Genomic DNA, 24,220 nt, shown 5'->3' with positions numbered 1-24,220 from the left:
CTAATAGCCTCCCCTACAAAGGTTCTACACTTTGATAAAACTATATACCTCATTATACAGCACCTTTTCCGCATCCTTATGACAACAAAATACGGTCACTATCCATGGCGCCACCAGAGAGATCCGCAAACTTTTTCAACAAATCTTCACGGGTCAGTTTTGCCTTTTCTTCCCCAGAAATATCCAGAATAATCTTGCCTTGATCCATCATGATAAGCCGATTACCGTGGCGCAAAGCATCGGTCATGTTGTGGGTAATCATCACAGTGGTCAGCTTGTTTTCTTGAACGATTTTATCGGTCAATCCCAACACCTTTGCTGCAGTGGCAGGATCAAGGGCCGCAGTGTGTTCGTCTAAGAGCAATAGCTTTGGCTTTTGGATAGACGCCATCAACAACGTCAATGCTTGGCGTTGACCGCCAGAGAGCAGGCCTACCTTAGAGGTCAATCGTTCTTCCAGACCCAAATCCAAGGTTTTCAACTGTTCAATATAGCCAGTACGTTCCCCTTGCTAATCCCGGCACGGAGGGTGCGTCTCTTGCCACGACGTGCTGCCAAGGCGAGGTTTTCTTCAATTTGCATGGTGGGTGCAGTGCCCATCATGGGGTCTTGGAACACACGGCCAATGAACTTGGCACGCTTATGTTCAGGCAGACTGGTGATGTCTTCCCCATCGATGATGACGCTACCCACATCCACAGGCCACAGGCCAGCAATCATGTTCAAAATGGTAGACTTACCAGCGCCGTTACCGCCGATGATGGTGACGAAATCTCCGTCGTTGAGTATCAAATCCACACCGCGAAGGGCTTTTTTCTCGTTGATTGTACCAGGGTTAAATGTTTTATGGACATTTTTCAGTTCAAGCATTTGCGCCACCTCCTTTGCCCACACGCTTTTGGGCATATTGGGACTGCCAGTATGGCACCGCCAAGAAAACGGCCACCACCAAGGCAGACAGCAACTTCAAATGGTTGGGGTCTAGCTTCATCCACAGCACAAATTGGAGCACAGCATAATAGATGATAGAGCCTAGCACCACACCCAACAGACGCAAGCCAAAGTTGTTGAAAATCTTACCAAACAAAGCGCCTCCGATGATAACCGCAGCCAAACCAATGACGATGGCACCACGACCCATGTTCACGTCAGCAAAGCCTTGATATTGAGCCAACAATGCCCCAGAAATGGCCACCAAGCCATTGGATAGCATGAGCGCCAGCACCTTGGTCACATTGGTGTTGATGCCTTGCGCGCGAGACATATTCGGATTGGCACCAGTGGCACGCAAAGACGCACCCAATTCTGTACCAAAGAACCAATACAGCGCCATAACCGTCACCAAACAGAACACTGCCACAATAAACACAGGGTTTTCCAAAATATTGGTGCTTTTCACGTTACCCAAAGACACCAGCAAATCCGCATTATTGGCATTGATAGACTGATTGGCCTTGCCCATGATGGCAAGATTGATGGAGTAGAGCCCCAGTTGGGTCAAAATACCAGACAAGATGGGGGGAATACCCATCCAAGTGTGAAACAGCCCTGTTGCCAAGCCTGCCACACCACCTGCCAAAAAGGCGGCAATCATGCTGGCCAACATACTATGCCCATTGATGAGACACATGGTGCAAACAGCCGCACCTGTGCAAATACTACCGTCTACCGTCAGGTCGGCAAAGTCTAGAATCTTATAGGTGATGTACACGCCGATGGCCATAATGCCCCAGATGAGCCCTTGGGAAATGGCACCAGGCATGGCACTAGCCAGTTGGCTAGGGTTCAACGTAGCCAATGTGGCGAAATAACTTAGTATTGCGTCCATACGGTTTTCCTTTCTATACGCAAGGGTTGCCCCTCACCATAATGGCAAGGGGCAAGCGCCTTGGTTGGATTTTAAAATTAGACGATGGCTTCGTAGCCTTCGGGAGCGGTCAGCCCCAGTTCAGCACAGATGTCAGCGTTGTATTTGGGGGTGAATGCAGGTGCATATTCGATGGCCATGGTGGAGATATCGGCTTCGCCAGTCAAAATCTTAGCGGCCATGGCAGCAGTGCCAGTGCCCAGATCATAGTAGCTGATGGACAGAGTGGCCACACCGCAACCACCGCAGATGCCTTCTTCGCCAGCGATGACAGGCACGCCAGCAGGACTGCAAATATTGTAGATGATACCAGTGTTGGAAGCAACGGTGTTATCGGTGGGCACATAGATGACGTCGCTTTCATCAGCAGCCATGGTGCAGATGGAGGCAACATCATTGGAGTCAGAGAAGGAATACAGGGTGCAAGCATAGCCCAGCGCTTCCAGTTCAGCAGCGACAACGTCCACTTGGTATTGGGAGTTGGCTTCTGCGGAGCAGTACAGCAGACCCACAGTCTCAGCATCGGGGAACCACTCAGCCAGCATAGCGGCTTGTTCGTCCAGAGGAGCCAAGTCAGATGTGCCAGAAATATTGCCACCCACTGTGCCAGTGAAGTCAGAAATACCCAGTGCCACACCATATTCAGTGACAGAGGTACCCAAGATGGGGATGGTGGTGGTAGCGGCTACAGCAGCTTGCAATGCAGGTGTAGCGTTGCACATAATCAAGTCCACGTCAGAGGACACAAAGCCGTTGACAATGGTAGAGCAGGTGGCACTGTCGTTTTGTGCATTTTGCACAGTGACTTCCACTTGACCGGGCAGAGCAGCTTCCAAAGCGTCAATAAACCCTTGGGTCGCAGCATCCAATGCTTCATGTTCTACCAGTTGGACAACCCCCACTTGGAATACTTCTGCTTCAGCGGTGGCTTCGGTAGTCGCTTCGGTAGTCGCTTCAGTGGTAGTCGTTGTAGTGGTGGTAGCAGAGTCAGAACTACTGCTACAAGCCACAAGGCTCAAAGACATGGCCAGTGCCATCATCATAGCTAAATATTTTTTCATAACGATTGTTCTCCTTCTTTTAAGACAGCAAGCTCTTTGCTGTCTTCTTATACTTTAACAGTTTAAAGCTTTTAAGAGGAAAAAGCAATAGCCATTTTACCGAAATTTTACCGAAATTTTACAGACACACACGATACAATCCGTGAATTAGCACAAAAAAAGCGCTCACCATAAACTGGTGAGCACTTTTAACCTTACATAACAGGGATTTCGTAGCCCCACGCAGCACGCAAGGCATCCATTTGTTCCATGATATAGATAATTTCACTGTGGGGCATGGCTTCGCATTCCACTTGCCCTGCGGCAATGGCGTCGATACAAGCTTGTAGCTCATATTCAAAGCCAGTGATTTGCTCTGGAATGTCGTATTCAGCCACCACCGTACGGGCTCTTGAATAGACCACCAGCTTTTGGGGGTTGTTCACATCCACCACTTCTAAGTAAGCCTTGGTGCCGTTGATGCTACCCAAACCACTGCTGTAACCTGTGGTGTCAGAATGCAACGAGGCCACTTGACCGCCTTGATAATGCAGCGTGATGAAATCTTGCATATCCACACCGTCTTCGGTTTGCACCGCATGAGTCACCACTTTGGTCACCTCATCAGGCACGACCATGCGCGCGAAGTTCAGCAGATACACACCCAAGTCAAGGAGCGCACCGCCAGCCAATTCTTTTTTCACAATGCGTTCTTTAAACTTATTGTTATAGCCCAAGTTGGCGCTCAAACTGGTGACTTCGCCAATGATGCCACTGGCGATGATATCGTCAATCATCTTTCGAGAAGGCAGATAACGGGTCCAGATGGCTTCTGCCAGCAAAAGCTTTTTCTCACACGCCAAGGCAATCAATTCTTTGGCCTGGGCTGCATTGACAGTAAAGGATTTCTCACAGAGCACGTGCTTGCCAGCTTCTAAGCACAACTTAATGTGTTGATAGTGGTGAGACATGGGGGTTGCCACGTACACCAGCTCTACAGCTGGGTCAGCTAACATTTCTGCATAGCTACCGTATGCCTTTTCAAAGCCAAATTCCTCGGCAAACCCTTGGGCTTTTTCCAATGTTCTAGCACCCACTGCATACGCAGTAGCGGCATCCACGCCACGGATGGTTTCAGCCATTTTTTTGGAAATGACACCAGCACCTAAAATTGCTACATTCATGAGAAATCCTCCTATTTGATTGTCATTATTTCTTAAAGCTATCTTTCAAAGATACGCTACGGTTAAACACCAAATGCCCAGCCTTGGAGTCTACGCTGTCCAAGCAGAAATAGCCAAGACGCATAAATTGGAAGTTAGCAGGGGCGGTGACATCCACCATACCTGCTTCTACTTTACAACCAGAGAGGACTTCCAACGAATCAGGGTTCAAGAAATCAAGGAAGTTTTTATCAGCCCCATCGGGGTCTTCGTCAGTGAACAAGTTGTCGTACAGGCGGACTTCTGCGTCCACAGCAGTGCCCATGTCCACCCAGTGGATGGTGGCACCCTTCACCTTGCGACCGTCAGCAGGTTGACCGCCACGGCTGTCGGGGTCATATTCGCACAGCACTTCCACCACGTTGCCAGCGTCATCTTTCACGCAACCAGTGCACTTGACAACATAGGCACCTTTTAGGCGCACTTCGATGCCATTGGGGTACAGGCGCTTATACTTGGGCACGGCCACTTCTAGGAAGTCGTCTTGCTCAATATAAATGTTGCGAGAGAAGGCGATATCACGGTTGCCATCTTCAGGCTTCATGGGATTATTTTCCACAGACACCATCTCTGTTTGCCCTTCTGGATAGTTGGTGATGGTCACCTTGAGAGGGCGCAACACAGCCATGGTACGCTCAGCATTGGCGTTCAAATCTTCACGCAGGCAGTGTTCCAAGAAGGCAAAGTCCACCGTGGAAGTCGCCTTGGCCACGCCGATGCGGTCGGTGAAATTGCGGATAGATTTGGGTGTGTACCCACGGCGACGGAGACCGCACAAAGTGGGCATACGGGGGTCATCCCAGCCAGAGACCATGTCTTCTTCCACCAGTTGACGGAGCTTACGCTTAGACATAACGGTGTAGTTAATGCCCAAACGAGCGAACTCAATTTGACGGGGCTTATTGGTCACATCGGTGTTGTCAATCACCCAGTCGTACAGGGGGCGATGTGCTTCGTATTCCAAAGAGCACAGGGAATGGGTGATGCCCTCCAATGCGTCTTGGATGGGGTGGGCAAAGTCATACATGGGGAAAATGCACCAAGAAGTGCCTTGGCGATGATGCTCGATATAGCGGATGCGGTACAGGGCAGGGTCACGCATATTGAAGTTACCAGAGGCAAGGTCAATCTTGGCGCGGAGGGTCTTAGACCCTTCGGGGAACTCGCCATTTTTCATGCGCTCAAACAGGTCAAGGCTTTCTTCCACAGGACGGTCACGGTAAGGAGAAGTGGCAGGCACGCCAATTTCCCCACGGTGCTTGCGGAATTCATCAGGGGTCAGCTCACAGACATAGGCCAAGCCCTTTTTGATTAAACCCACAGCCAATTCATAGGTTTGTTGGAAGTAGTCAGAACCGAAGAACATACGCTCATCCCAGTCAAAGCCCAACCAGTGGATGTCTTCTTTGATGGCTTCCACATATTCGTTGTCTTCTTTAGCAGGGTTGGTGTCGTCAAAACGCAAATTGCACTGACCACCGAATTTTTCAGCGGTGCCAAAGTCGATGCACAGAGCCTTACAGTGACCAATGTGCAAGTAGCCATTGGGTTCTGGAGGGAACCGTGTGTGGACGCTCATGCCTTCAAATTGGCCGCCAGCGCCAATGTCCTCTGCGATAAAATTATGAATAAAATTGCTGTTTTCCACCACGTCTTCTGAGGTGGTCTTAATCTCTTCTGCCATGGGTATATCCTCCCTTGTGGGTAGTTTGTTTCATGAACTTATATTATAGCGAAAATATAGGCGAATTGCAAGAGGTTTATGGGGAGATTTTGAGGCAGGAGAACCGTGTAGGGTGGGGGCTTGCCCCCACCGTTTCCCGTAAGTTCCTGCAATAGATGAAGAGCGGCGAGGGCAAGCCCCCGCCCTACGCTATTACATTGGTGCCTGTTACGAAAATAAATCCTCTCGACTATACAGCAAATTCAACGCCTCTAGCATCCCATTGGTGGTGAGGTGTTGGGGAAGATTTAAAGTTTTGAGCAATTGACTGCGCCGCTCTGCGCTGTCTGGGGTGCCTGTGAGACCCAAGGCCATCAAATCCGATTTGGTGATGGGCGTTTTGGCCATGACTGGTGCGTCCTCATCTAAAAACGTGGCACCACTGCGGCGGAGACTGTCTAAAATCACCGCTGGGGTCATGCCTTCTACCCCCATTTTCCCCTCTTTACCGCCTACTTTCTTCCGCTTTTCCTTGCCGTAGACATCGGGGATATAGGCCTGTTTCAACTGATGGGTGGGGATGGCACCTTTGAGAAAATTCCGAATGACAAAGCCTGCGCCATCGCTGTCGGTGAACACCACCAGCCCACGCTCCTCAGCCAATCGACGGAAAAAGGCCACCTTTTCGCGGTTATTGAACACGCCAAAGCCGCCAGTTTCCACAATGGTGGCGTCCACCACTTGGGACAGGGCATTTTTATCGTAGCGCCCTTCTACCACAATCACTTCTTTCACTTTGGGCTTTACACTCATTTTTTCTGCGCCCCCAGCCAGACAATCAACAGCTTCAACTCCGCTTCATCGTCAATCCCTGGTTCACTTTTCAACCGACGGTCTAGCACTTGGCACATTTTCACCCCGTCACTACACCACTGCGCCGTGGTTTTCTTCGCCGATGCCATCAACAATTTGGCAGGGTAATCTGACTTCATGTTCCACAATTCCATCAGCCAACCTTTGTCATGGCCTGTGTCCAGCGCCAAGCGTGCGGTGTGCAAACGGCGCAGTTGGCTCCCCAGTGCCGCCACAATGGCGATGGGCTCGGTCTGCATTTTTAATAAATCTCCCAAAATGGTGCCAGCGCGGTCAATGTCACCGCTAATGACCCCATCAGACAAACGAAAAATCTCCGCCGATAGCACAGGGTCAGCCACGGCATCAATGTCGGCAATGGTGATGGCTCTGTCCTTGGCATAGGCGGCAATTTTAGCGATTTCAGGCACCAAACCTGTCATCAACCCACCGCACAAAAAGATAAGATGCTCCGCCGTCATGCGGTCAATATCTTTGTCTAGTGCGCGGAACCGCCGTGCAATCCAAGGCAGTAATTCACCGCTATCCGCTGGACGAAACTCCACCGTAGCTACATGGTCGGTGATGGCTTTGTATAGCTTTTTCATGGTTTTGTTGGGCTTATAATCCACCGTGTCATACACCAGCACCAAACAGCAATAGTCGGGGAAATCGACAATCAACTCCATAAATTGTTGACGTTGGCTTTCTCCCAGCTTGAACAAGTCCAAATCGCTGACCACCACCAAAGTGCGCTCAGCCATCATGGGCATCCCTTCCACAAGGTCGGTAAGGGCTTCCATGGAAAGACCTTTCCCTTCCACCGAGTGGTAGTTGAAATCCACGAAAGTGTCGTCCACCAAGGCTTTGCGTACCTGTCCTAGATAATGCTCACGGAGATAGCTTTCTTGCCCGTGGAACAGATAGAGATTCCCTAAGGTGCCCTCTTTCAAGTCTTGTTTAAATTGTATATAACCCGCATTGGGCTTGGTTGGTTTTTTAACTGCCATAGTGTCCTCAATTCGAAAAATGTACGGTTCCTTGTAAGTCCGTTCTGTAAATATTACTACCCACCGCCATCAACCGCTGTAGCACAGCCGCTGTTGGGTGTCCGTAGCTGTTATCACCCACGCTGATGATGCTTACCTTGGGGGTGATGGTGCGTAAAAAATCAATGTCACTGGAGGTGTCTGACCCGTGGTGGCCCACCATCCACACATCCACATTGGTGGTGGGGTATTGCTCTAGTAAGGCAAGCTCTGCCTCAGCGCCCAAATCCCCTGTAATCAACACATCCCAATCCCCATCCATGCAGTGAACGGTGATGCCACTGTCGTTGCTAGAGCTCTCTGACACCGATGGATAAATCGTGAGTAGTCCTGCGCCAAACGGTAGTTGCGTCAACTCTGACACGGCCACAATTTTTGTGCCAACAGCAGCCGCCGCCTCTAATAAGCTGATGCCCATGGCGGTGTCAGTTTCTAAAGTTGACACGTACAACGTAGCAACCTCCATGCGGTGCAACAAGATCTCCACACCGCTAATGTGGTCGCTGTCATAGTGGCTCAAAATCAAATAATCAAGGCTGTAACAGCCCATGGTCTGCAAATAATCTGCCGCCATATCGCCAGCGCTGACCCAACTGTTGCCTGAGCCGCAATCACAAACCGCCGTCATACCATTGCTTTCTAGCACCACGCATTGTCCTTGCCCAATGTCCACGGCAAATCCATCCACACGGGCGCTAGTCATGCTCCACCGTCCTGCCACAATGATGGCAATCAGAGTCAAGCCACCCATGGCCATAGCAAGGCATACGCTACGCCGTCTCCGACTCCAGCGCCACACCACCAGTGCCATGGCGTAGCAAAACAAAAGCCATGGATAGAAATAGGGGTTTGCATCGTAAATTGCATGGTAAGGCAAACGTCCTAAAACACCACAAACGGCTAAAATATAGTCAATGAGCCGAGATGGCACCCATGCCACAATCAAGCCCAACGGCAGAGAAATCGCCCCCACCGCCAGCGTCAACAAGCCAAAGGCAAACACCCAGCCAGCCGCCGCCACGCATAGCAAATTGCTAATAGGAGACACCAGCCAAAAGGTGCCAAAATACCAAAAACTAATGGGCGCCGTAAAGACAATGGCACCCACGCTCACTGCCAAATTCATCGCTATAAATTGCCAAACTCGATGGACTTCTCTCTCCCCCACCAACAGTCCATACACCTTGGGGCTGACCCAAATGATACCAGCCACAGCAGCAAAACTCATCTGCAAACTGGCAGACGCAATGGCATAGGGATTCTGCAATAAAATCACCGCCAGCGCCACACTAAGCGCCGTAATGGGGTCTCCTTGTCGGTTACAAACAGGGGCGATTAACAACAGCACCATCATGATACACGCACGTACCACCGATGGGCTACCGCCCACCAAAATGGCAAAGCAAATCAGCATAGGAATGGCAATCAAGGCCACCAAACGACTGCGCTGTCTGCCAATGAACGCCACCACAATGGCCAACAAAAAGCTACAGTGCATCCCTGAGACAGCCAAAATATGATAGATGCCAGCTTGGGTCAAATCCGTAGAAATTTCATCGCTGAGCAGCGTTTTATCCCCTGTTAAAATAGCCGTGACCACACCGCCATAGGGTGTTTCAAACAAGTCTAAAATCAAGGTCTTTATGGCCTGTCCCAGCACCAACGGGGCGTAAACCGTTCCCTCTGGTGGGGTGTACACTTCGTCCCCACGGCTGTAGAGCAACAGGTGTATGCTTTTGCTGGAAAAGGTGGTGATTTCTGTGTCATCAATCACCGTTGCCGATTGGAGATACACCGTGTCGGTAATGGTGCCTTGGGGCACTGCTTCCAGCAACAAGGCATCGCCGTAATACATGGCGCGGACAGTTTGCCCCGATTCTAAGGTCACCGACACCTCCACTTTGGCGCCGTATGTGACGGCAGTGGGATAGTCCTCCACCGTCATCACCGTGTCGTAAAGCACCTGCCCAACAGCGTTTTGTGCTGGCGCCACCCATAGGCTGTGATAGAGCCATTGGTGCCCCAAAGCCAAAGCGATACCGCAACAGCCCAGCACCATATGGCGGCGATATTTGCCTTTATGCAAGGTGCAAACACAGCCCACAGCAAACAAGGCCACTGCCATCCACAGCCAATAGGCCGTTGGCACCAGCCACTGTCCCAACCCAATTCCCACGCCAAAAGCGCAACAAAGTACTGCTAATTTTCTCATGGACGAGGCCGTTTATCATCGCTACGCCCCAACAAATAATCAGTGGAGACCTTGTAATAATCCGCCAAGGCAATCACAGCCCAAACAGGAATTTCTCGCTCTCCTTTTTCATAGCGCCAATACACATTGCGATTCAAATGTAGATAAGCCGCCACTTCAAGCTGGGTTTTATCATGGTCTATGCGCAAATCTTCCAATCGTTGAAACTGCATACAATCTCCTCTCATAAAATGCCGCCATCAGGCAACGATTCGCTGTAGTCATTTCATCCGCTGGGTTTTCAATTCATTTTTATCAGTATAGCATAAATGATTGAATTTGAAAAGAGGTATCCTCACAACGTAAAATAAGGAACGGTCGAAAGACCGTTCCTTATTAAAAGTTTATACTTATCGAGCCAAATCTTTACCCAAGCTACGGCAATCATCTTTGCCGTCGTCGTTGGGCATTTCGTTGAGAATCAAGGTTTCCAGCACGTTCATACCGCCGTCCTTTGCTTCTGCTTCCCAAGTGCGCATCCATTCGCCATCGCCCCAGCCATAGGAGCCAAACAAAGACACGTTCTTGCCAGACAGGCCGTTGACCACGCTGTCCCACATGGGTTGCATATCCCCTTCTTCCAATTGCTCTGCGCCCATAGAAGGACAGCCAAAGGCAACTGCATCATAGTCACCAGCCACATCCAGAGAGAACTCGGAGGGTTGCAGCATCACTGCTTCTTTCCCTGCGGCGGTGATGCCCTCTGCCACACATTCTGCCATCACTTCGGTATTGCCGGTGCCAGACCAGAAAACCACTGCTACTTTGCTCATAATCAAATACTCCTTTTAAAAATGTAAAAATTCAAGACAAGATTTATATATCACACCGCTACGGTCAGCCGTGTCAGGCTAACAAAAAGACGCCATTATTGGCGCCTTTTCGCCAGCCTGAAAATCGCCCAAATACAAAAATTACATCGTTTGAATTTCGTTTCATTTCCACAATATCCAAGACGGATAAATCCATATGAGGGCGATTGATATCATTCGAGGTGGGCTCCGCCCCCTCGAGCTCCCCCGAGCTCAAGATTTATATATCACACCGCTACGGTCAGCCGTGTCATATCGAAGCCTTCTGCCAAACGCATACCGTATACGGCTGTGCACTTTTTATATTTGGCAAAGGTTTTTTGGGCTTGCTCATGGTTGGTGTACACCTTCCAACAGCCCTCACAGACGCAGTTGCGCCCTTTGTTGGCAATAAACGCCTGAATATCCGCCAACGGATATCCTAAGAAAATGCCAATTTCATGGGGAAAATCCTCACGGTGCAAGTGGGTGCGCAGCAAAGACAAGCAGGCCCCTTGTGTGAAGATTTGATACCCCATTTGCGCCAAAAAGTTTTGAATGGCAGGCTGTTTGAGTAAGGTATCCAACTGTTTTTGGCGATACACATAAATCAGTGCCTGCCCATTGCGTACACGCAAAATCAAAAAGCGAATGCCCTTATGCCGCAACAAGCGATTGCAATGGCGCACCTTGCTTCGCAAGTCTTCTAAATCCTCAAAACGCTGGGAAAACAAGCTTCCCACCTTTATCCCAGCCAATGTGGGGGCGCAATGGGTGATAATAGATTGATAGGACATAGTTTCTCCTTATTGTGCCACATTCTCCAAAATGCCTTTCAGGGCAGTAATCGAACTAGAGTGACAGCGGACAATTTGATGGTCTTCCAAAGATGTGGCTGCCAGCGCCGCCGCCACCATTTTGTGAGAGACGGTGTTGGTGAACAAAATCAACAAATCTGGAGAACCAATTTTTTCACGAATACCAGCAGGCTGGGTAAACACTTTCGCCTTACAGTTATACGATTTACACAAATCTTTGTAGTTGCGTACCATGCGGTCATTGCCGCCAACGATTGCAATACTCATTTGTTCCTCTTTCCAAGTTAGGTAATGCTAACATTTGCTTTTTAAGAAAAAACCAACCATCGTTTTATTGGTTAGTTTTGACTAATGTTAGTATAACCTAACTTATTCCGTTTGTCAAGTAGGAATTTTGGAAATATTTTAATAGTGGTGTGTGTCCTGCGGAGGCGGTTTTTGCCCCTACGGGGTGGTCTGCTACCGCAGGGGTCACCTGCCGGTGGGGCGTTTACCCCTAACCCTAATCGTAGGGGCGCCCATTGGGCGTCCGTTTTCCGATTCACTTTGAATTGTTGGATTTTGCCCCTTCGGGGCGAACCACTGCCGTGGGGGGGCGTCCTACCGGACGGGTCACCTGCCGGTGGGGCATTCTTTTTTTGTCGAAAAAAAGAATCAAAAAACGATTTTTTCACGACGACTGCGGTCGAGTGAAAAAAGGGGCTTTTACGGGAGTTCATCGCTGGGGTGCTTTGTTTTTTTGACCGGCACGGGGTGGCCTGATTTGACGCGAAGTATCCTTTCGGGCTTCGCCCTGTGGGGGAGATGCGGTTGATATGGTGCGGTTTTTTTGGGGTGCCTAGGATGTATGTGGGGTATAGATTGGTGGCGTTGGGTAAGACGGGCGACCACAGGTCGCCCCTACAAAGGCACCGTCCATCCATACCAAGCTGACCGCAGGTCAGCACCTCCCCAACGCCACCGCACCCATCGACGTCCACAATCTTAGGCACCTCACACGCGTGGTACTATGTCATCGCACGAGTTGCGTGCGGCAGCAATCAGCGTTGGTACGCGCATCCCACATGAAAAGCCGAACGGATGTGAAGCACCCACCCGTTAGCACCGCACCCACTCATACGCACCATCCGTATACAATGGGAGCACGTGAGACGGCTAACCACAAGTGGTCAGCCGTCTCACGTGCAAGATTTTTGGTTACTTTGCATCTTTGCAAAGTAACGCCCGCGCGGCGAGCGCCCCCCACGGGAGTGGAAAAAGTCTATCAAAAGACAAATCCCACAGGGTGAAGCAAATTGCAATTGATTTCCACAGGCGGCTACTAGCCGCCCCTACAAGGGACGGAGGCGTAGAAAGCCTCCACGGGAGTGGGAAAAAGTCTATCAAAAAGAAATCTCTATAAGAGGCAACATAACAAAAAAGGTGCTGTATCTTGCGATACAGCACCTTTTCATCGTCAAAATTGACTTATTTCACGTTGTAGAAAGCGTCTTTGCCTTGGTATTCGGCAATGCTTGCTTCGCCACGATCGTTGAGTTCGTCGTGGATGCGCAGCAGACGGTTGTACTTTGCGATACGGTCGGTACGAGACATAGAACCAGTCTTAATTTGACCAGCGTTCAGACCCACAGCGATGTCAGCAATGGTGGAGTCTTCGGTTTCACCAGAACGGTGAGAAACCACGCAGGTGTAACCAGCCTTCTTAGCCATTTCCATAGCGTCGAAGGTTTCGGTCAAGGTACCGATTTGGTTCACTTTCACCAAGATGGAGTTAGCGATGCCCTTTTCGATGCCTTCTTTCAAGATAGCAGGGTTGGTGACAAACAGGTCGTCGCCCACCAGTTGAATCTTGTCGCCCAAACGGTCGGTCAGAACCTTCCAGCCGTCCCAGTCGCGTTCGCCCAGACCATCTTCGATGGACACGATGGGGTACTTTTCGCACCAGTCAGCATACATGTCGACCATTTCTTGGGTGGTCTTAGAACCGCCGCCAGACTTAGCCAGATCGTACATACCAGTTTCGTGGTTGTGGAATTCGCTTGCTGCCACGTCCATTGCGATGCAGATATCGGTGCCGGGCACATAGCCAGCAGCTTCGATAGCAGCCACAATCAGTTGCAGGGGTTCTTCGTTACCATCGTTGCAAGAAGGAGCAAAGCCGCCTTCGTCGCCCACGTTGGTGTTGTAGCCCTTGTCTTTCAAAACCTTACGCAGAGCGTGGAAGGTTTCTGCGCCCATGCGCAGAGATTCTTTGATGCAACGAGCGCCAACAGGCATGATCATGAATTCTTGGAAATCCACGGTGGAGTCAGCGTGAGAACCGCCGTTGACCACGTTCATCATGGGCACGGGCAGGGTCTTGCCGTTGAAGCCGCCAAAGTACTTGTACAAAGGCATGCCGTAGAAATCAGCAGCAGCGTGAGCAGCAGCCATGGAAACGCCCAGAATGGCGTTTGCGCCCAAGTTGGACTTGGTGTTGGTGCCGTCCAGAGCCAGCATGGTGGTATCGATGAGGTTTTGGTTGGTCACGTCCATGCCCACCACAGCTTCAGCAATGGGGCCGTTGACGTTAGCAACTGCCTTTTGGGTGCCCTTGCCGCCGAAACGAGTCTTGTCGCCATCGCGCAGTTCCAGAGCTTCACGTTCGCCAGTGCTTGCGCCGCTGGGAACCATAGCACGGCCATAAGCGCCGGATTCGGTGGTGATTTCAACTTCCACAGTGGGGTTACCACGGGAGTCGATGACTTCTCTTGCGAATACATCTACAATACGAGACATTTTCAATTCCTCCAAATAATTAAAGTGTTTGTTTACTTAAACGTTTGCCTATTGGCAATTATATCACAATCTTTTTTTACATACAAGGGGTTTCACAGGATTTTTACGTGTCGTATTCTACAATTTTACAAAGGCGCTTCTTACATTTTACCGAAGAAAATTAGCAGTTTTACACATATCGTTGCCGTAACACATCAAACACACCCCTTGTGGTTAAGCGTAAGGTGGGAATCACGCTCAGCGACATAAAGCTCAAAGTCATAAATGGGTCAACACGCGCGCTTACCCCTTGGGTCACCGCTTGGGCTTTGGCGGCTTCTAACTGGGCATTGACCTGCTCAATGGGTGCATCACTGAGGATGCCAGCCACTGCCAAAGGCAATGCCGCCGTCACTGCACCGCCATCGGTGACCACAATGCCACCGTTCATCTCCAAAATGCTATTGGCCGCCAAGGACATTTCTGTCTCGTCTGTACCCACCACAATGATATTGTGGGAATCATGACTGATACTGGTGGCAACCGCCCCTGATTTCAGCCCATAGCCTTTGAGATATCCAAGGCCGATATGGCCCGTGTTTTTATGGCGCTCGATGACCGCCATTTTCAAAATGTCTGCGCCCACCCCTTGGGCATAACCAGCGTCCACGGTGGTAATCTCCCCATCCACCATGCCAATCACTGCCAAAGGTCTAGTCTCGGCAAAATCTTCAGCTTTCAACGGTGCCACATGGAAGGTGTTGTGGGCAATGGCTTCCAGTTGTGGCTCCACCTGTGGCACTGGGAAGGGCTTCACCACACCGCCGTCTACCATCAGTTCCCCTTTTTTGTACACCTGCAAAATATTAAAGGCTTCAAAGTTGTCGATGACCACAAAATCCGCCAAATACCCAGGTGCAATGGCACCACGATTATTCAGCAAAAAATACCGCGCCGCATTGTGACACGCCACTTTCACGGCAATGATTGGGTCAACCCCATGGTCAATGGCAAACTTCACCATAGAGTCAATGTGCCCGATTTCCAGTAGGTCACTGGGGTGCTTGTCGTCACAGCAGAACATACAGCGGTCGGCATATTGTGGGCACAACAATGGCAACAGTGCCTCCAAATTATGGGCGGCCGTGCCTTCTCGAATCATGATATATTGCCCACGCTCTAACTTAGCAATGGCATCGTCTACATCGAAACACTCATGGTCAGAGTAGACCCCTGCCGCCATGTAAGCGTTCAAATCATTGCCTTGGAGCATAGGGGCGTGACCGTCGATTTTCTTGTGATGGGCTTGAGCGGCAACGATTTTTTCAATGACCATGTCATTGCCGTGAATCACACCGGGGAAGTCCATCATCTCTGCCAAACCTTGGACGCGGGGATGGTCAAACAGTTCGTCAATGGCACGGTAATCCAGCACCGCACCAGACTCGTCTAACGGTGTGGCAGGCACGCAAGAAGGCAACATAAACCGCACATCCACTGGCAGGTTTTCCGTGGCCTCCATCATGTACAAAATCCCATCAACCCCCATGACGTTGGCGATTTCGTGGGGGTCAGTGACCACGGTGGTGGTGCCATGAGGCAGGACGGCCTTGGCAAATTCAGCTGGTTTCACCAAGCTACTTTCCAAATGAATATGGGCATCTAAAAACCCCGGCAACACCAACTTGCCAACCACATCCACCTCTTGGGCGCCATGGTATTCCCCCACGCCCACAATCAACCCCTCTGCCACGGCGATATCCCCTTGGCACAGCTGGTTTGAAAAAACGTTGACGTAGGTGGCATTTTTCAGCACCAAATCCGCTGGTTCTCTGCCTGCTGCCACGGCAATGATTCTTTGTTTTTTCAGCAATTTGCGGTTGATTTTCCGACTGTACAGTTCTGCCATAGATGATACCTCCATTTTAATTATGATAACGATAAGTATAACTTATTTTGTAAGAGTATACAGGAATCAGATGGAAATGTAAAGGGGGGATTTACAAAAAAATCACCGCATCCCTGTGACAGGATGCGGTGAGGGGGTGTATTATTTGCGCTTGAGCAGGTTTTGCTTCATGTCCCACAGCTTTTGGGACAGGTCCACATAATACGTGTGAGGGTTGTCGAAGCGTTGGACTTCTTCCCAGAGGGTGTCCACTTGCTCTTTGCAGTAATTTTGAATTTCTTGCAGGCTGGGGCACTTGTACACCAATTCGCCGTTTTTGAAAATGGGCACTTGCAGTTCCCAAGCGGTGTAATCAGTAAGGGTTTTGCTCTTCCAAGTGGCCACAGGGTGGAACAATTCTAAGGGCAAGCTTTCGTCCAAGGTTTCGTCGTAAGTGGTCAAATAATCGGCAATGGCCTTGCCAGATTGGTTGTCAAAAATGCGATAGAGCTTTTTGTAATGGGGATTGGTGATTTTCTCAATGTTTTCGCTCACCTTGATTTTGGGAATCACTTCCCCTTCTTTATCTTCTACGGCCACCAACTTGTACACGCCACCAAAAACAGGTTCGCTCCGTGCGGTGATCATCCGTTCACCCACGCCGAACAGGTCAATTTTGGCACCTTGCATCATCAAATCGCGGATGATGTACTCATCCATGGAGTTGGACACAGAGATTTTGCACTCTGTCCAGCCAGCATCGTCTAGCATTTTCCGCGCTTTACGGCTCAAATAGGCCATGTCGCCAGAATCCAAACGAATACCGCACTTGGTGATGCCCAAGGGTTTGAGCACGGTATCAAAGGCACGGATGGCATCGGGGATGCCAGATTTCAAGGTGTTGTAGGTGTCTACCAACAGCGTCACATTGTTGGGATAGAGCTTGCAATAGGTTTCAAAGGCTTCGTATTGGGTGTCAAACATTTGCACCCATGCGTGAGCCATGGTACCACCAGCTGGCACGCCAAAATGTTGGTCACTAATGGTGCAAGCGGTGCCGTGGGCACCACCGATGTAAGCCGCACGAGCGCCATACATCGCACCGTCCACCCCTTGTGCACGGCGAGAGCCAAACTCCAACACAGTGCGCCCTTGGGCGGCACGGACAATGCGGTTGGCCTTGGTGGCAATCAAGCTTTGATGGTTGATGGTCAGCAAGGTAAAGGTTTCAATCAATTGGGCTTCAATGGCCTTGGCACGGACAGTGACCACAGGCTCTTGGGGGAAGATAGGGGTGCCTTCGGGAATGGCATAAATATCCCCAGTAAAGCGGAAATCAGCCAGATACTCCAAAAATTCTTCACAAAATACACCCTTACTGCGGAGGAACGCAATATCCTCTGGGTCAAAGTGAAGGTTTTGGATATACTCAATCAGTTGCTCCAATCCAGCGGCAATGGCAAAGCCACCATTGTCTGGCACGGAGCGAAAAAACACATCGAAATAGGTAATACGATCTTGATAGCCAGCTTGTAAATAGCCGTTGCCCATGGTCAATTCATAAAAATCGCACAACATGGACAGGTTCAACTTAGAGACACGATTCATGGTTTCACCTCAAAAAATCAAGGGGATGATTCTTCTCCCCTCTGTGTTGAAGGCTATTATACGACCTTTACCAAAAAAAAGCAATCGTTTTCGTAAAATAAAATGAAAAAGATTTGATGGGCGTGATTTTCCAAAAATATTGACATTACTCAAATCACCCCCTATGATAATGGTAGGGGCAACCTGTGGTCGCCCGCAGGTATCGCAACCGTCTAAGGAAACGGGCGACCACAGGTCGCCCCTACATATTGCGATTAACCACATTATGGAGGACGCACACATGACATATTTAGGCTTAGACGCAGGTACCACTGCCACAAAATGGGCATTGGTTGACCATGACGGCGGCTTACTTGACACAGGTATTTTAACCGAAGATATACTGCCACTCTGCCAGCGCTTACACCCCACCGCCGTGGGCATCACAGGGGTGGGCGCCAGCAAATTGCCACCACTGCCCTGCCCCACCACCATGGTCTGTGAGTTTGACGCTGTGGGCAAGGGTGCCTTGGCTCTGAGTGATAAATCTGAAGCCGTGGTGGTCAGTCTTGGCACTGGCACCGCCTTCCTCCACGCCAAAGCGGACGGCACCATCGCCCACATCTGTGGCACTGGCATCGGCGGCGGCACCATCGCTGGGCTGTGCCAAGTGATGGCTGGCACCACTGGCCACCAAGACGTAGCAAAACGCGCCATCGACGGCACCTTCACCCATGTGGATTTAACCATGGCCGAGGTGACCGACCAATTACCAGAGGGATTACTCCCCGACATGACTGCCGCCAACTTTGCACGGATTCGTCCAGATGCCACCCCTGCTGATTACGTCAGTGGTGGTATCAATTTGGTGCTCCATGCGGTGGGCACCATGGCGCTGATGGGGTGCAAAATCACAGGGTGTAACCAAGTGATTTTCGTGGGTGCGTCCACCCAATTGCCGCCTGTGCAGGCGGTGCTAGACCTGTTCACCCTGTGCTATGGCATCCCCTATGAAACCGTGGACAACGCCGCCTACGCCACAGCGTTTGGCGCAGGGTTGATGGTGAAGGGTGCGTAATCTGAACACGGCGCCGCCTTTCCCATGCACGCAACAAACCCCATGCCAATATACGGCATGGGGTTCACTTTTTTTATTCGCCTTTTTTGCTACGGGTCATCAGTTCGTCAATCACATCGTGGACATCTCTGCCGTGGCAGAGCACTTGGTAAGCGCATTGGCTGATGGGCATTTCCACCCCAAATTCTTCTGCCAATTCCATCACACTTTGGGCGGCATAATACCCTTCCACCACGGCGCCTACAGCGTCCATGGCCTCTTGGGTAGACTTGCCTTGCCCAATTAAAATGCCAGCTTGACGGTTGCGAGAATGGCCAGAGGTACAGGTGACAATCAAGTCTCCCACACCAGCAAGACCTGCCAGCGTGGCCTCTTGACCACCCATAGCCAGCACCAAACGAGATATTTCTGTAATGGCACGGGTCATCAGCAGTGCCTTGGTGTTATCCCCAAAGCCCATGCCGTCGCAGACCCCACAGCTGAGAGCCATGACATTTTTAATGGCACCGCCCAGCTCTACCCCCACAGGGTCATCACTGGTGTAAATGCGGAAATAGCTGTTCATGAAAGCATCTTGCACCAGCTCCGCCGCCTTGGCATTGTCACTGGCCGACACGCAGCCAGTGGGCAATTTACGGCTCACCTCCTCAGCGTGAGAAGGGCCAGACAGTGCCACCACTTGGCAAGCAGTTGCAGCGGTTTCACTGGCAATCACTTGGGTCATCCGCAGATGGGACCCACGCTCGATGCCCTTGGTCACCGACACGACCACCGTCTCAGCGGTGACGTAAGGTGCCATTGCCTTTGCCGTGTCTCGCACCGCATAAGAGGCCGTGGCGCAGACCACCATGTCCGCCCCTTGGACGCAGGCGATATCCCCAGAAAAAGACATGGACGCTGGCAAGGTAACCCCTTTGAGTTGGGGGTTTTGCCGTGATTGTGCCAGTTCAGCCGCCTTGCCAGCACGGTGGCTCCACAAAGTGACATCATGACCGTTTTCACACAGCACCATGGCAAGGGCTGTGCCCCATGCGCCAGAGCCTAACACCACTACTTTCATGCTTACGTACCTCCTGCCTTTTTACGACGGAAGGAGAACTTGTTTTCCTCGCCAGCCAACAGTCGCTTGATGTTGGCACGGTGACCCCACACCAGCAAAAAGCCAATGATGGTGGCTAAAATAATATGATCCATACCACCGATGAAGTATCCAGTGGTCAAGGGGAAGCCCACGCCAGCGGCGATGGAACCCAAGGACACAAAACGGGTGAGCAGCACCAAAATGATAAATGCACCCCACACAATGATGGCCACACGCCAGTCTAACATGATGGCAATGGTGCCACCAGAGAGAATGCCCTTGCCGCCTTTAAAGCGGAACATACAGGGGAACATATGCCCCAAAATACAGCACATACCAGCCAGCAGTTTCCCCAACACCATCAGCTCTGGGTCGATACCAGAGAGCACAAAGCTCCCCAGCAGCACAGCCAGCACAGCTTTGAGCACATCAGTGCCGATGACCACAAAGGTCAGTACGCCACCAAAGGTGCGATAGAAATTGGTGAGGCCAGCGTTGCCACTGCCGTGGTTGCGGACGTCATCACGCAGGATATACTTAGAGACAATGACCGCCCCATTGAAGCACCCAAAGAAATAGGCACCCACAATGACCAAAAGCACCATAAATGTATTTTCTAACAACAAATCAAGTAACATCAACCAGTCCCCCGTTCAACAAAATCAAATCCGTCGCCAACGGCGACACATCCATTCTTCATTGGCGAAGCCAATTTCATTCTTCATCCCCAGAAGGGATTTCATTGCGCCCCACGGCGCCCTTACTCGTCTTTGTCGCCCTTTTGACGGATGGTGATATTGATGGGCGTGCCTTCTAAGCCGAAGGTTTTCCGCAGACAGTTTTCAATATAACGTTGGTAAGAGAAGTGGAACAGCTTGGCTTCGTTGCAGAAGATAACAAAGTGAGGGGGGCAGATGCCAACCTGAGTCATGTAGTAAATCTTCAAGCGACGGCCTTTGTCCGTGGGGGGCTGCACACGAGTTTGGGCATCAGAGAGGACGTTATTGAGCATCCCAGTGGTGATACGGGTGGAGGCTTGGTTGCTGACAAATTGAATCAGCTCAAACAGGCGTGGCACACGTTGCCCCGTGAGGGCAGAGATGAACAGCACAGGGGCATAGGTCATGTATGCCAAGTCACGGCGCACTTCATCACGCATGGCGTCCATGGTTTTGCCGTCTTTTTCCACCAAGTCCCACTTGTTGACCACGATGATGGATGCTTTGCCAGCTTCATGGGCAAGACCAGCCACTTTGGTGTCTTGTTCGGTGACCCCTTCGGTAGCGTCGATGAGAATCAAACACACATCGGCGCGGTCGATGGCCATGGTGGCGCGGAGGACGCTGTATTTTTCAATGTCTTCGGACACTCTGGATTTTTTTCGCATACCAGCGGTATCAATGAACATAAATTTGCCATGCTCATTTTCAAAATAGGAGTCGATGGCATCACGGGTGGTGCCTGCCACATCGCTGACGATGACACGTTCTTCCCCTAAAATACGGTTGGTCAAAGAAGATTTGCCCACGTTGGGTTTGCCGATGAGGGCAACTTTAATGCGGTCTTCCTCTTCTTCCTCTTCTTCCACAGGGGGGAAATATTCGATACAGGCATCTAACAGGTCGCCAGTGCCGTGACCGTGCATAGCAGACACAGCGACGGGATCGCCTAGCCCAAGGTTGTAGAACTCATAGAAATCGGGGTTGACTTTCCCCGTGGCATCCATTTTGTTCACAGCCAACACGATGGGCTTTTTGCTCCGTAGCAGCATATTGGCCACCTCTTGGTCGGCGGCGGTGAGACCCGTTTTGATATCGGTGAGCAGCACAATCACATGGGCTGTTTCGATGGCAATTTGGGCTTGCTCGCGCATAAAGCTCAAAATCATATCATCGGTGCGAGGCTCGATACCACCAGTATCGATTAAGGTAAAGGGTCGGCCGCACCAGTCAGATTCCCCGTAAATACGGTCACGGGTCACACCAGGGGTATCTTCCACAATGGACAGACGTTGCCCGATGATTTTGTTAAACAAGTGAGATTTGCCCACGTTGGGACGTCCCACAATGGCAATAATAGGCTTCATAGGTGGTTCACTTCCTTTCGGTTCCATAGTTATATATATAAAATACAATTATATCCTTAAATTGTGAATAAAACAAGACAAAAGGAGGGAAGAATTCCTCTTCCCTCCTAAAGCACACGTTTCAACTTACTCTGCGACCGCAGACTTCACAGCCTTTACAACGCGACCGTTGTAACTGCCGCAAGCGGAACACATTCTGTGAGGCAGGTTCATGCCGCCGCACTTGGGACAAGCGACCAGACCTGGCACCTCCAGCTTCCAGTGGGAGCTACGGCGCTTATCACGTCTTGCTTTGGATACTTTTCTCTTGGGTACTGCCATTGTGACACCTCCTTAATCATTCAAAAGTGGTAAATTATTGCCACTTTAGCATTTATTATCATATTATTTGTCTAAAAGCTTGGCAAGAGCCGCCATCCGTGGATCGGTCACCTTTTTGCAGGTACACCCACTGAGGTTCAGATCAGCGCCACATTGGTGACACAGCCCTTTACAATCTTCTGAACACAAAATTTTACTGTCCAAATTCAAGATAAACACCGTGCGCGCCATTTCTTCAAGGTCTACACAGCCATCTTGGAGAACAACAATGTTCTCTGCATCTTCATTTTGGACTTCCTCTGCCAAGTACACTTGGTAAGGTTCTCTCACCACTAAGGTGAATTCTTTTGTACAACGGTCACACACCACATCCAAGTCGGATGTCATGGTCATGGACAGTTCTAGCACATCGGCACTGTTGCGTACCACACCTTCTACCACCACAGGATCTACAATGGGATAGTACCCATTATGCTCTACATCTTGCAGGTCCATTTCCAAAGAAAAGGGCAAGGATGCGCCCGGGGTATGGAGAATTGATTTTACATTTAAAAGCATGGTTCACCTCACAATGACACGAGTGGTATTATACTGGAATTTTCACCACTTGTCAAATACTTTTTTCAAATTTCTTTAATTTTTTTGTAAATCCCCTGATATTCTTTACAATTAGGGGCAAATAGGCTATGATGATGGCAACAAAACAACCACCCAACAAGGAGAACGTTATGCGAGAGCTCACCATCGGCAAAAACGACGCAGGGCAACGGCTAGACCGTTTTGTGGGCAAGTCCTTGCCTTTGCTTCCCCCTGCCCTGCTGCAAAAATACATCCGCTTAAAGCGCATCAAGCTCAACGGCAAAGGGGCCAAGCGAGAAGTAAAGCTCCAACTTGGCGATACATTACAATTATACATCAACGATGAGTTCTTTGACAAGCCTTCAGATGAAAACATTTTCCTAACAATTGCTACGCCTCAAATTGACGCGGTCTATGAAGATGAACACATCTTGCTCATCAACAAACGTGCTGGCATGGTGGTCCACGACGATGACCACAACACCGTGGGTACCCTTGTCCACCACCTCCACGCCTACTTGTACCAGAAAAAAGAGTGGAACCCACGAGACGAGCAATCGTTCACCCCTGCTCTGTGCAACCGCATCGACCGCAACACCAGTGGCATCGTCATGGCTGCCAAAACTGCCGAGGCACTGCGGATCTTAAACGAAAAAATCCGCGACCATGAAGTGGAAAAGCAATATCTCTGCATCACCGTGGGCAAACCAACCCCACCCAACGGCACCATCCGTGGGTTTTTGCGCAAAGATGACATGAAAAAGCAAGTCACCTTCCACAAAAAACCTGTGCCCAATGGCAAAACCGCCATCACCCATTACCGCACGGTGAAAACCAGTGACAAGCTGTCCTTGGTGGAATGCACCTTGGAAACGGGACGCACCCACCAAATCCGTGTGTCTATGGCAGAAATCGGCTGTCCCTTGCTGGGCGACGGCAAATATGGTCACGGGGCCACCAACCGCCAGTATAACGAAACCAAGCAAGCGCTATGCGCCTATAAGCTGACCTTCACCTTCCCCACCGACGGTGGCGTGCTGTCTTATTTAAAAGGCAAAACCTTCACCGTGGCGAACGTACCGTTTGTGGAGACGTATTTTGGGTGAGGTGCCAACGCACTTGCTACAATGCCATTGTAGGGGCGGATATCATCCTCTCGTGTATAGTGCATCCACACGCTATCATTCTATTGTAACGTCTTCCATCACTGGGGACGGGAGGCTACTAGCCTCCCCTACGAAGGAATTGCATAAAAACTTGCATTTATTAAATTAGTGTGAAGTGGTAAA

At 50.4% G+C, this 24,220-nt stretch carries 21 protein-coding genes and 1 pseudogene; 2 read left to right on the top strand and 20 right to left on the bottom strand.

Annotation, left to right across the window (positions count from 1 at the left end):
- Positions 1–76: 76 nt before the first annotated feature.
- From RFF05_RS16970 to RFF05_RS16900, 15 genes and pseudogenes are all read right to left on the bottom strand, one after another.
- Positions 77–870: pseudogene (locus tag RFF05_RS16970) on the bottom strand (ABC transporter ATP-binding protein).
- Positions 863–1,828, bottom strand: coding sequence for an ABC transporter permease (locus RFF05_RS16965; protein ID WP_409968189.1), 966 nt, complete (start codon positions 1,826–1,828; stop codon positions 863–865). The pseudogene RFF05_RS16970 and the gene RFF05_RS16965 overlap by 8 nt, the downstream one beginning before the upstream one ends.
- Before the next feature lie 77 nt (positions 1,829–1,905).
- Positions 1,906–2,928, bottom strand: coding sequence for an ABC transporter substrate-binding protein (locus RFF05_RS16960; RefSeq protein WP_409968188.1), 1,023 nt, complete (start codon positions 2,926–2,928; stop codon positions 1,906–1,908).
- A gap of 194 nt (positions 2,929–3,122) precedes the next feature.
- The gene (locus tag RFF05_RS16955; protein WP_409968187.1) at positions 3,123–4,091 is read right to left on the bottom strand and encodes a Gfo/Idh/MocA family protein; all 969 of its coding nucleotides are present in this window, start codon (positions 4,089–4,091) and stop codon (positions 3,123–3,125) included.
- Between the two features lie 25 nt (positions 4,092–4,116).
- Complete coding sequence (locus tag RFF05_RS16950) at positions 4,117–5,814, bottom strand: glutamine--tRNA ligase/YqeY domain fusion protein (RefSeq protein WP_409968186.1); 1,698 nt, start codon at positions 5,812–5,814, stop codon at positions 4,117–4,119.
- A 207-nt stretch (positions 5,815–6,021) separates the two neighbouring features.
- On the bottom strand, positions 6,022–6,606 hold the full coding sequence (locus RFF05_RS16945; protein WP_409968185.1) for a toprim domain-containing protein: 585 nt from the start codon (positions 6,604–6,606) through the stop codon (positions 6,022–6,024).
- Positions 6,603–7,655, bottom strand: a complete 1,053-nt coding sequence (holA, locus tag RFF05_RS16940) for a DNA polymerase III subunit delta (RefSeq protein ID WP_409968184.1) — start codon at positions 7,653–7,655, stop codon at positions 6,603–6,605. Before holA ends, RFF05_RS16945 begins: the two co-directional genes overlap by 4 nt.
- 7 nt (positions 7,656–7,662) lie before the next feature.
- Positions 7,663–9,906: a DNA internalization-related competence protein ComEC/Rec2 gene (locus RFF05_RS16935; protein ID WP_409968183.1), complete on the bottom strand. Its 2,244-nt coding sequence runs from the start codon at positions 9,904–9,906 to the stop codon at positions 7,663–7,665.
- Positions 9,903–10,118, bottom strand: a complete 216-nt coding sequence (locus RFF05_RS16930; RefSeq protein WP_409968182.1) for a helix-turn-helix domain-containing protein — start codon at positions 10,116–10,118, stop codon at positions 9,903–9,905. The genes RFF05_RS16935 and RFF05_RS16930 overlap by 4 nt, the downstream gene beginning before the upstream one ends.
- Positions 10,119–10,295: 177 nt before the next feature.
- Positions 10,296–10,718, bottom strand: a complete 423-nt coding sequence (locus tag RFF05_RS16925; protein WP_409968181.1) for a flavodoxin — start codon at positions 10,716–10,718, stop codon at positions 10,296–10,298.
- A 266-nt stretch (positions 10,719–10,984) separates the two neighbouring features.
- Positions 10,985–11,533, bottom strand: a complete 549-nt coding sequence (locus RFF05_RS16920) for a DUF3793 family protein (protein WP_409968180.1) — start codon at positions 11,531–11,533, stop codon at positions 10,985–10,987.
- Between the two features lie 9 nt (positions 11,534–11,542).
- Positions 11,543–11,821: a DUF2325 domain-containing protein gene (locus tag RFF05_RS16915; RefSeq protein ID WP_409968179.1), complete on the bottom strand. Its 279-nt coding sequence runs from the start codon at positions 11,819–11,821 to the stop codon at positions 11,543–11,545.
- Between the two features lie 1,200 nt (positions 11,822–13,021).
- Positions 13,022–14,332, bottom strand: a complete 1,311-nt coding sequence (eno, locus tag RFF05_RS16910; RefSeq protein ID WP_409968178.1) for a phosphopyruvate hydratase — start codon at positions 14,330–14,332, stop codon at positions 13,022–13,024.
- Between the two features lie 169 nt (positions 14,333–14,501).
- Entirely contained in the window at positions 14,502–16,220 is a 1,719-nt protein-coding gene (gene ade, locus RFF05_RS16905; protein ID WP_409968177.1) for an adenine deaminase, read from the bottom strand.
- A 141-nt stretch (positions 16,221–16,361) separates the two neighbouring features.
- Complete coding sequence (locus RFF05_RS16900) at positions 16,362–17,807, bottom strand: nicotinate phosphoribosyltransferase (RefSeq protein WP_409968176.1); 1,446 nt, start codon at positions 17,805–17,807, stop codon at positions 16,362–16,364.
- A gap of 280 nt (positions 17,808–18,087) precedes the next feature.
- On the opposite strand from RFF05_RS16900, the gene RFF05_RS16895 reads away from it, so the two are divergent.
- Positions 18,088–18,864 carry a pantothenate kinase gene (locus tag RFF05_RS16895; protein WP_409968175.1) on the top strand — a complete coding sequence of 259 codons (777 nt, stop codon included), beginning with the start codon at positions 18,088–18,090 and terminating at the stop codon, positions 18,862–18,864.
- Between the two features lie 73 nt (positions 18,865–18,937).
- Here the strand turns inward: RFF05_RS16895 and RFF05_RS16890 are convergent, their stop codons facing one another.
- The 5 genes from RFF05_RS16890 to RFF05_RS16870 form a co-directional block, all read right to left on the bottom strand.
- Positions 18,938–19,924 carry an NAD(P)H-dependent glycerol-3-phosphate dehydrogenase gene (locus tag RFF05_RS16890; RefSeq protein WP_409968174.1) on the bottom strand — a complete coding sequence of 329 codons (987 nt, stop codon included), beginning with the start codon at positions 19,922–19,924 and terminating at the stop codon, positions 18,938–18,940.
- A gap of 2 nt (positions 19,925–19,926) precedes the next feature.
- Positions 19,927–20,583 (bottom strand): glycerol-3-phosphate acyltransferase, encoded by a 657-nt coding sequence (locus tag RFF05_RS16885; protein WP_409968173.1) that lies wholly within the window; start codon positions 20,581–20,583, stop codon positions 19,927–19,929.
- A gap of 122 nt (positions 20,584–20,705) precedes the next feature.
- Complete coding sequence (gene der, locus RFF05_RS16880; protein ID WP_409968172.1) at positions 20,706–22,031, bottom strand: ribosome biogenesis GTPase Der; 1,326 nt, start codon at positions 22,029–22,031, stop codon at positions 20,706–20,708.
- Positions 22,032–22,157: 126 nt separating this feature from the next.
- Complete coding sequence (rpmF, locus tag RFF05_RS16875) at positions 22,158–22,352, bottom strand: 50S ribosomal protein L32 (RefSeq protein ID WP_409968171.1); 195 nt, start codon at positions 22,350–22,352, stop codon at positions 22,158–22,160.
- Between the two features lie 63 nt (positions 22,353–22,415).
- Positions 22,416–22,847: a YceD family protein gene (locus RFF05_RS16870; RefSeq protein ID WP_409968170.1), complete on the bottom strand. Its 432-nt coding sequence runs from the start codon at positions 22,845–22,847 to the stop codon at positions 22,416–22,418.
- 233 nt (positions 22,848–23,080) lie between these two features.
- On the opposite strand from RFF05_RS16870, the gene RFF05_RS16865 reads away from it, so the two are divergent.
- Positions 23,081–24,037, top strand: a complete 957-nt coding sequence (locus RFF05_RS16865) for an RluA family pseudouridine synthase (protein ID WP_409970135.1) — start codon at positions 23,081–23,083, stop codon at positions 24,035–24,037.
- Positions 24,038–24,220: the final 183 nt, after the last annotated feature.

Origin of the sequence: Bengtsoniella intestinalis (assembly GCF_039719005.1) — a bacterium.
Lineage (GTDB): Bacteria > Bacillota > Clostridia > Oscillospirales > Oscillospiraceae > Oscillibacter > Oscillibacter intestinalis.
The sequence above is the reverse complement of the archived record's forward strand: the minus strand, read 5'-3'. Positions and strand labels throughout refer to the sequence as shown.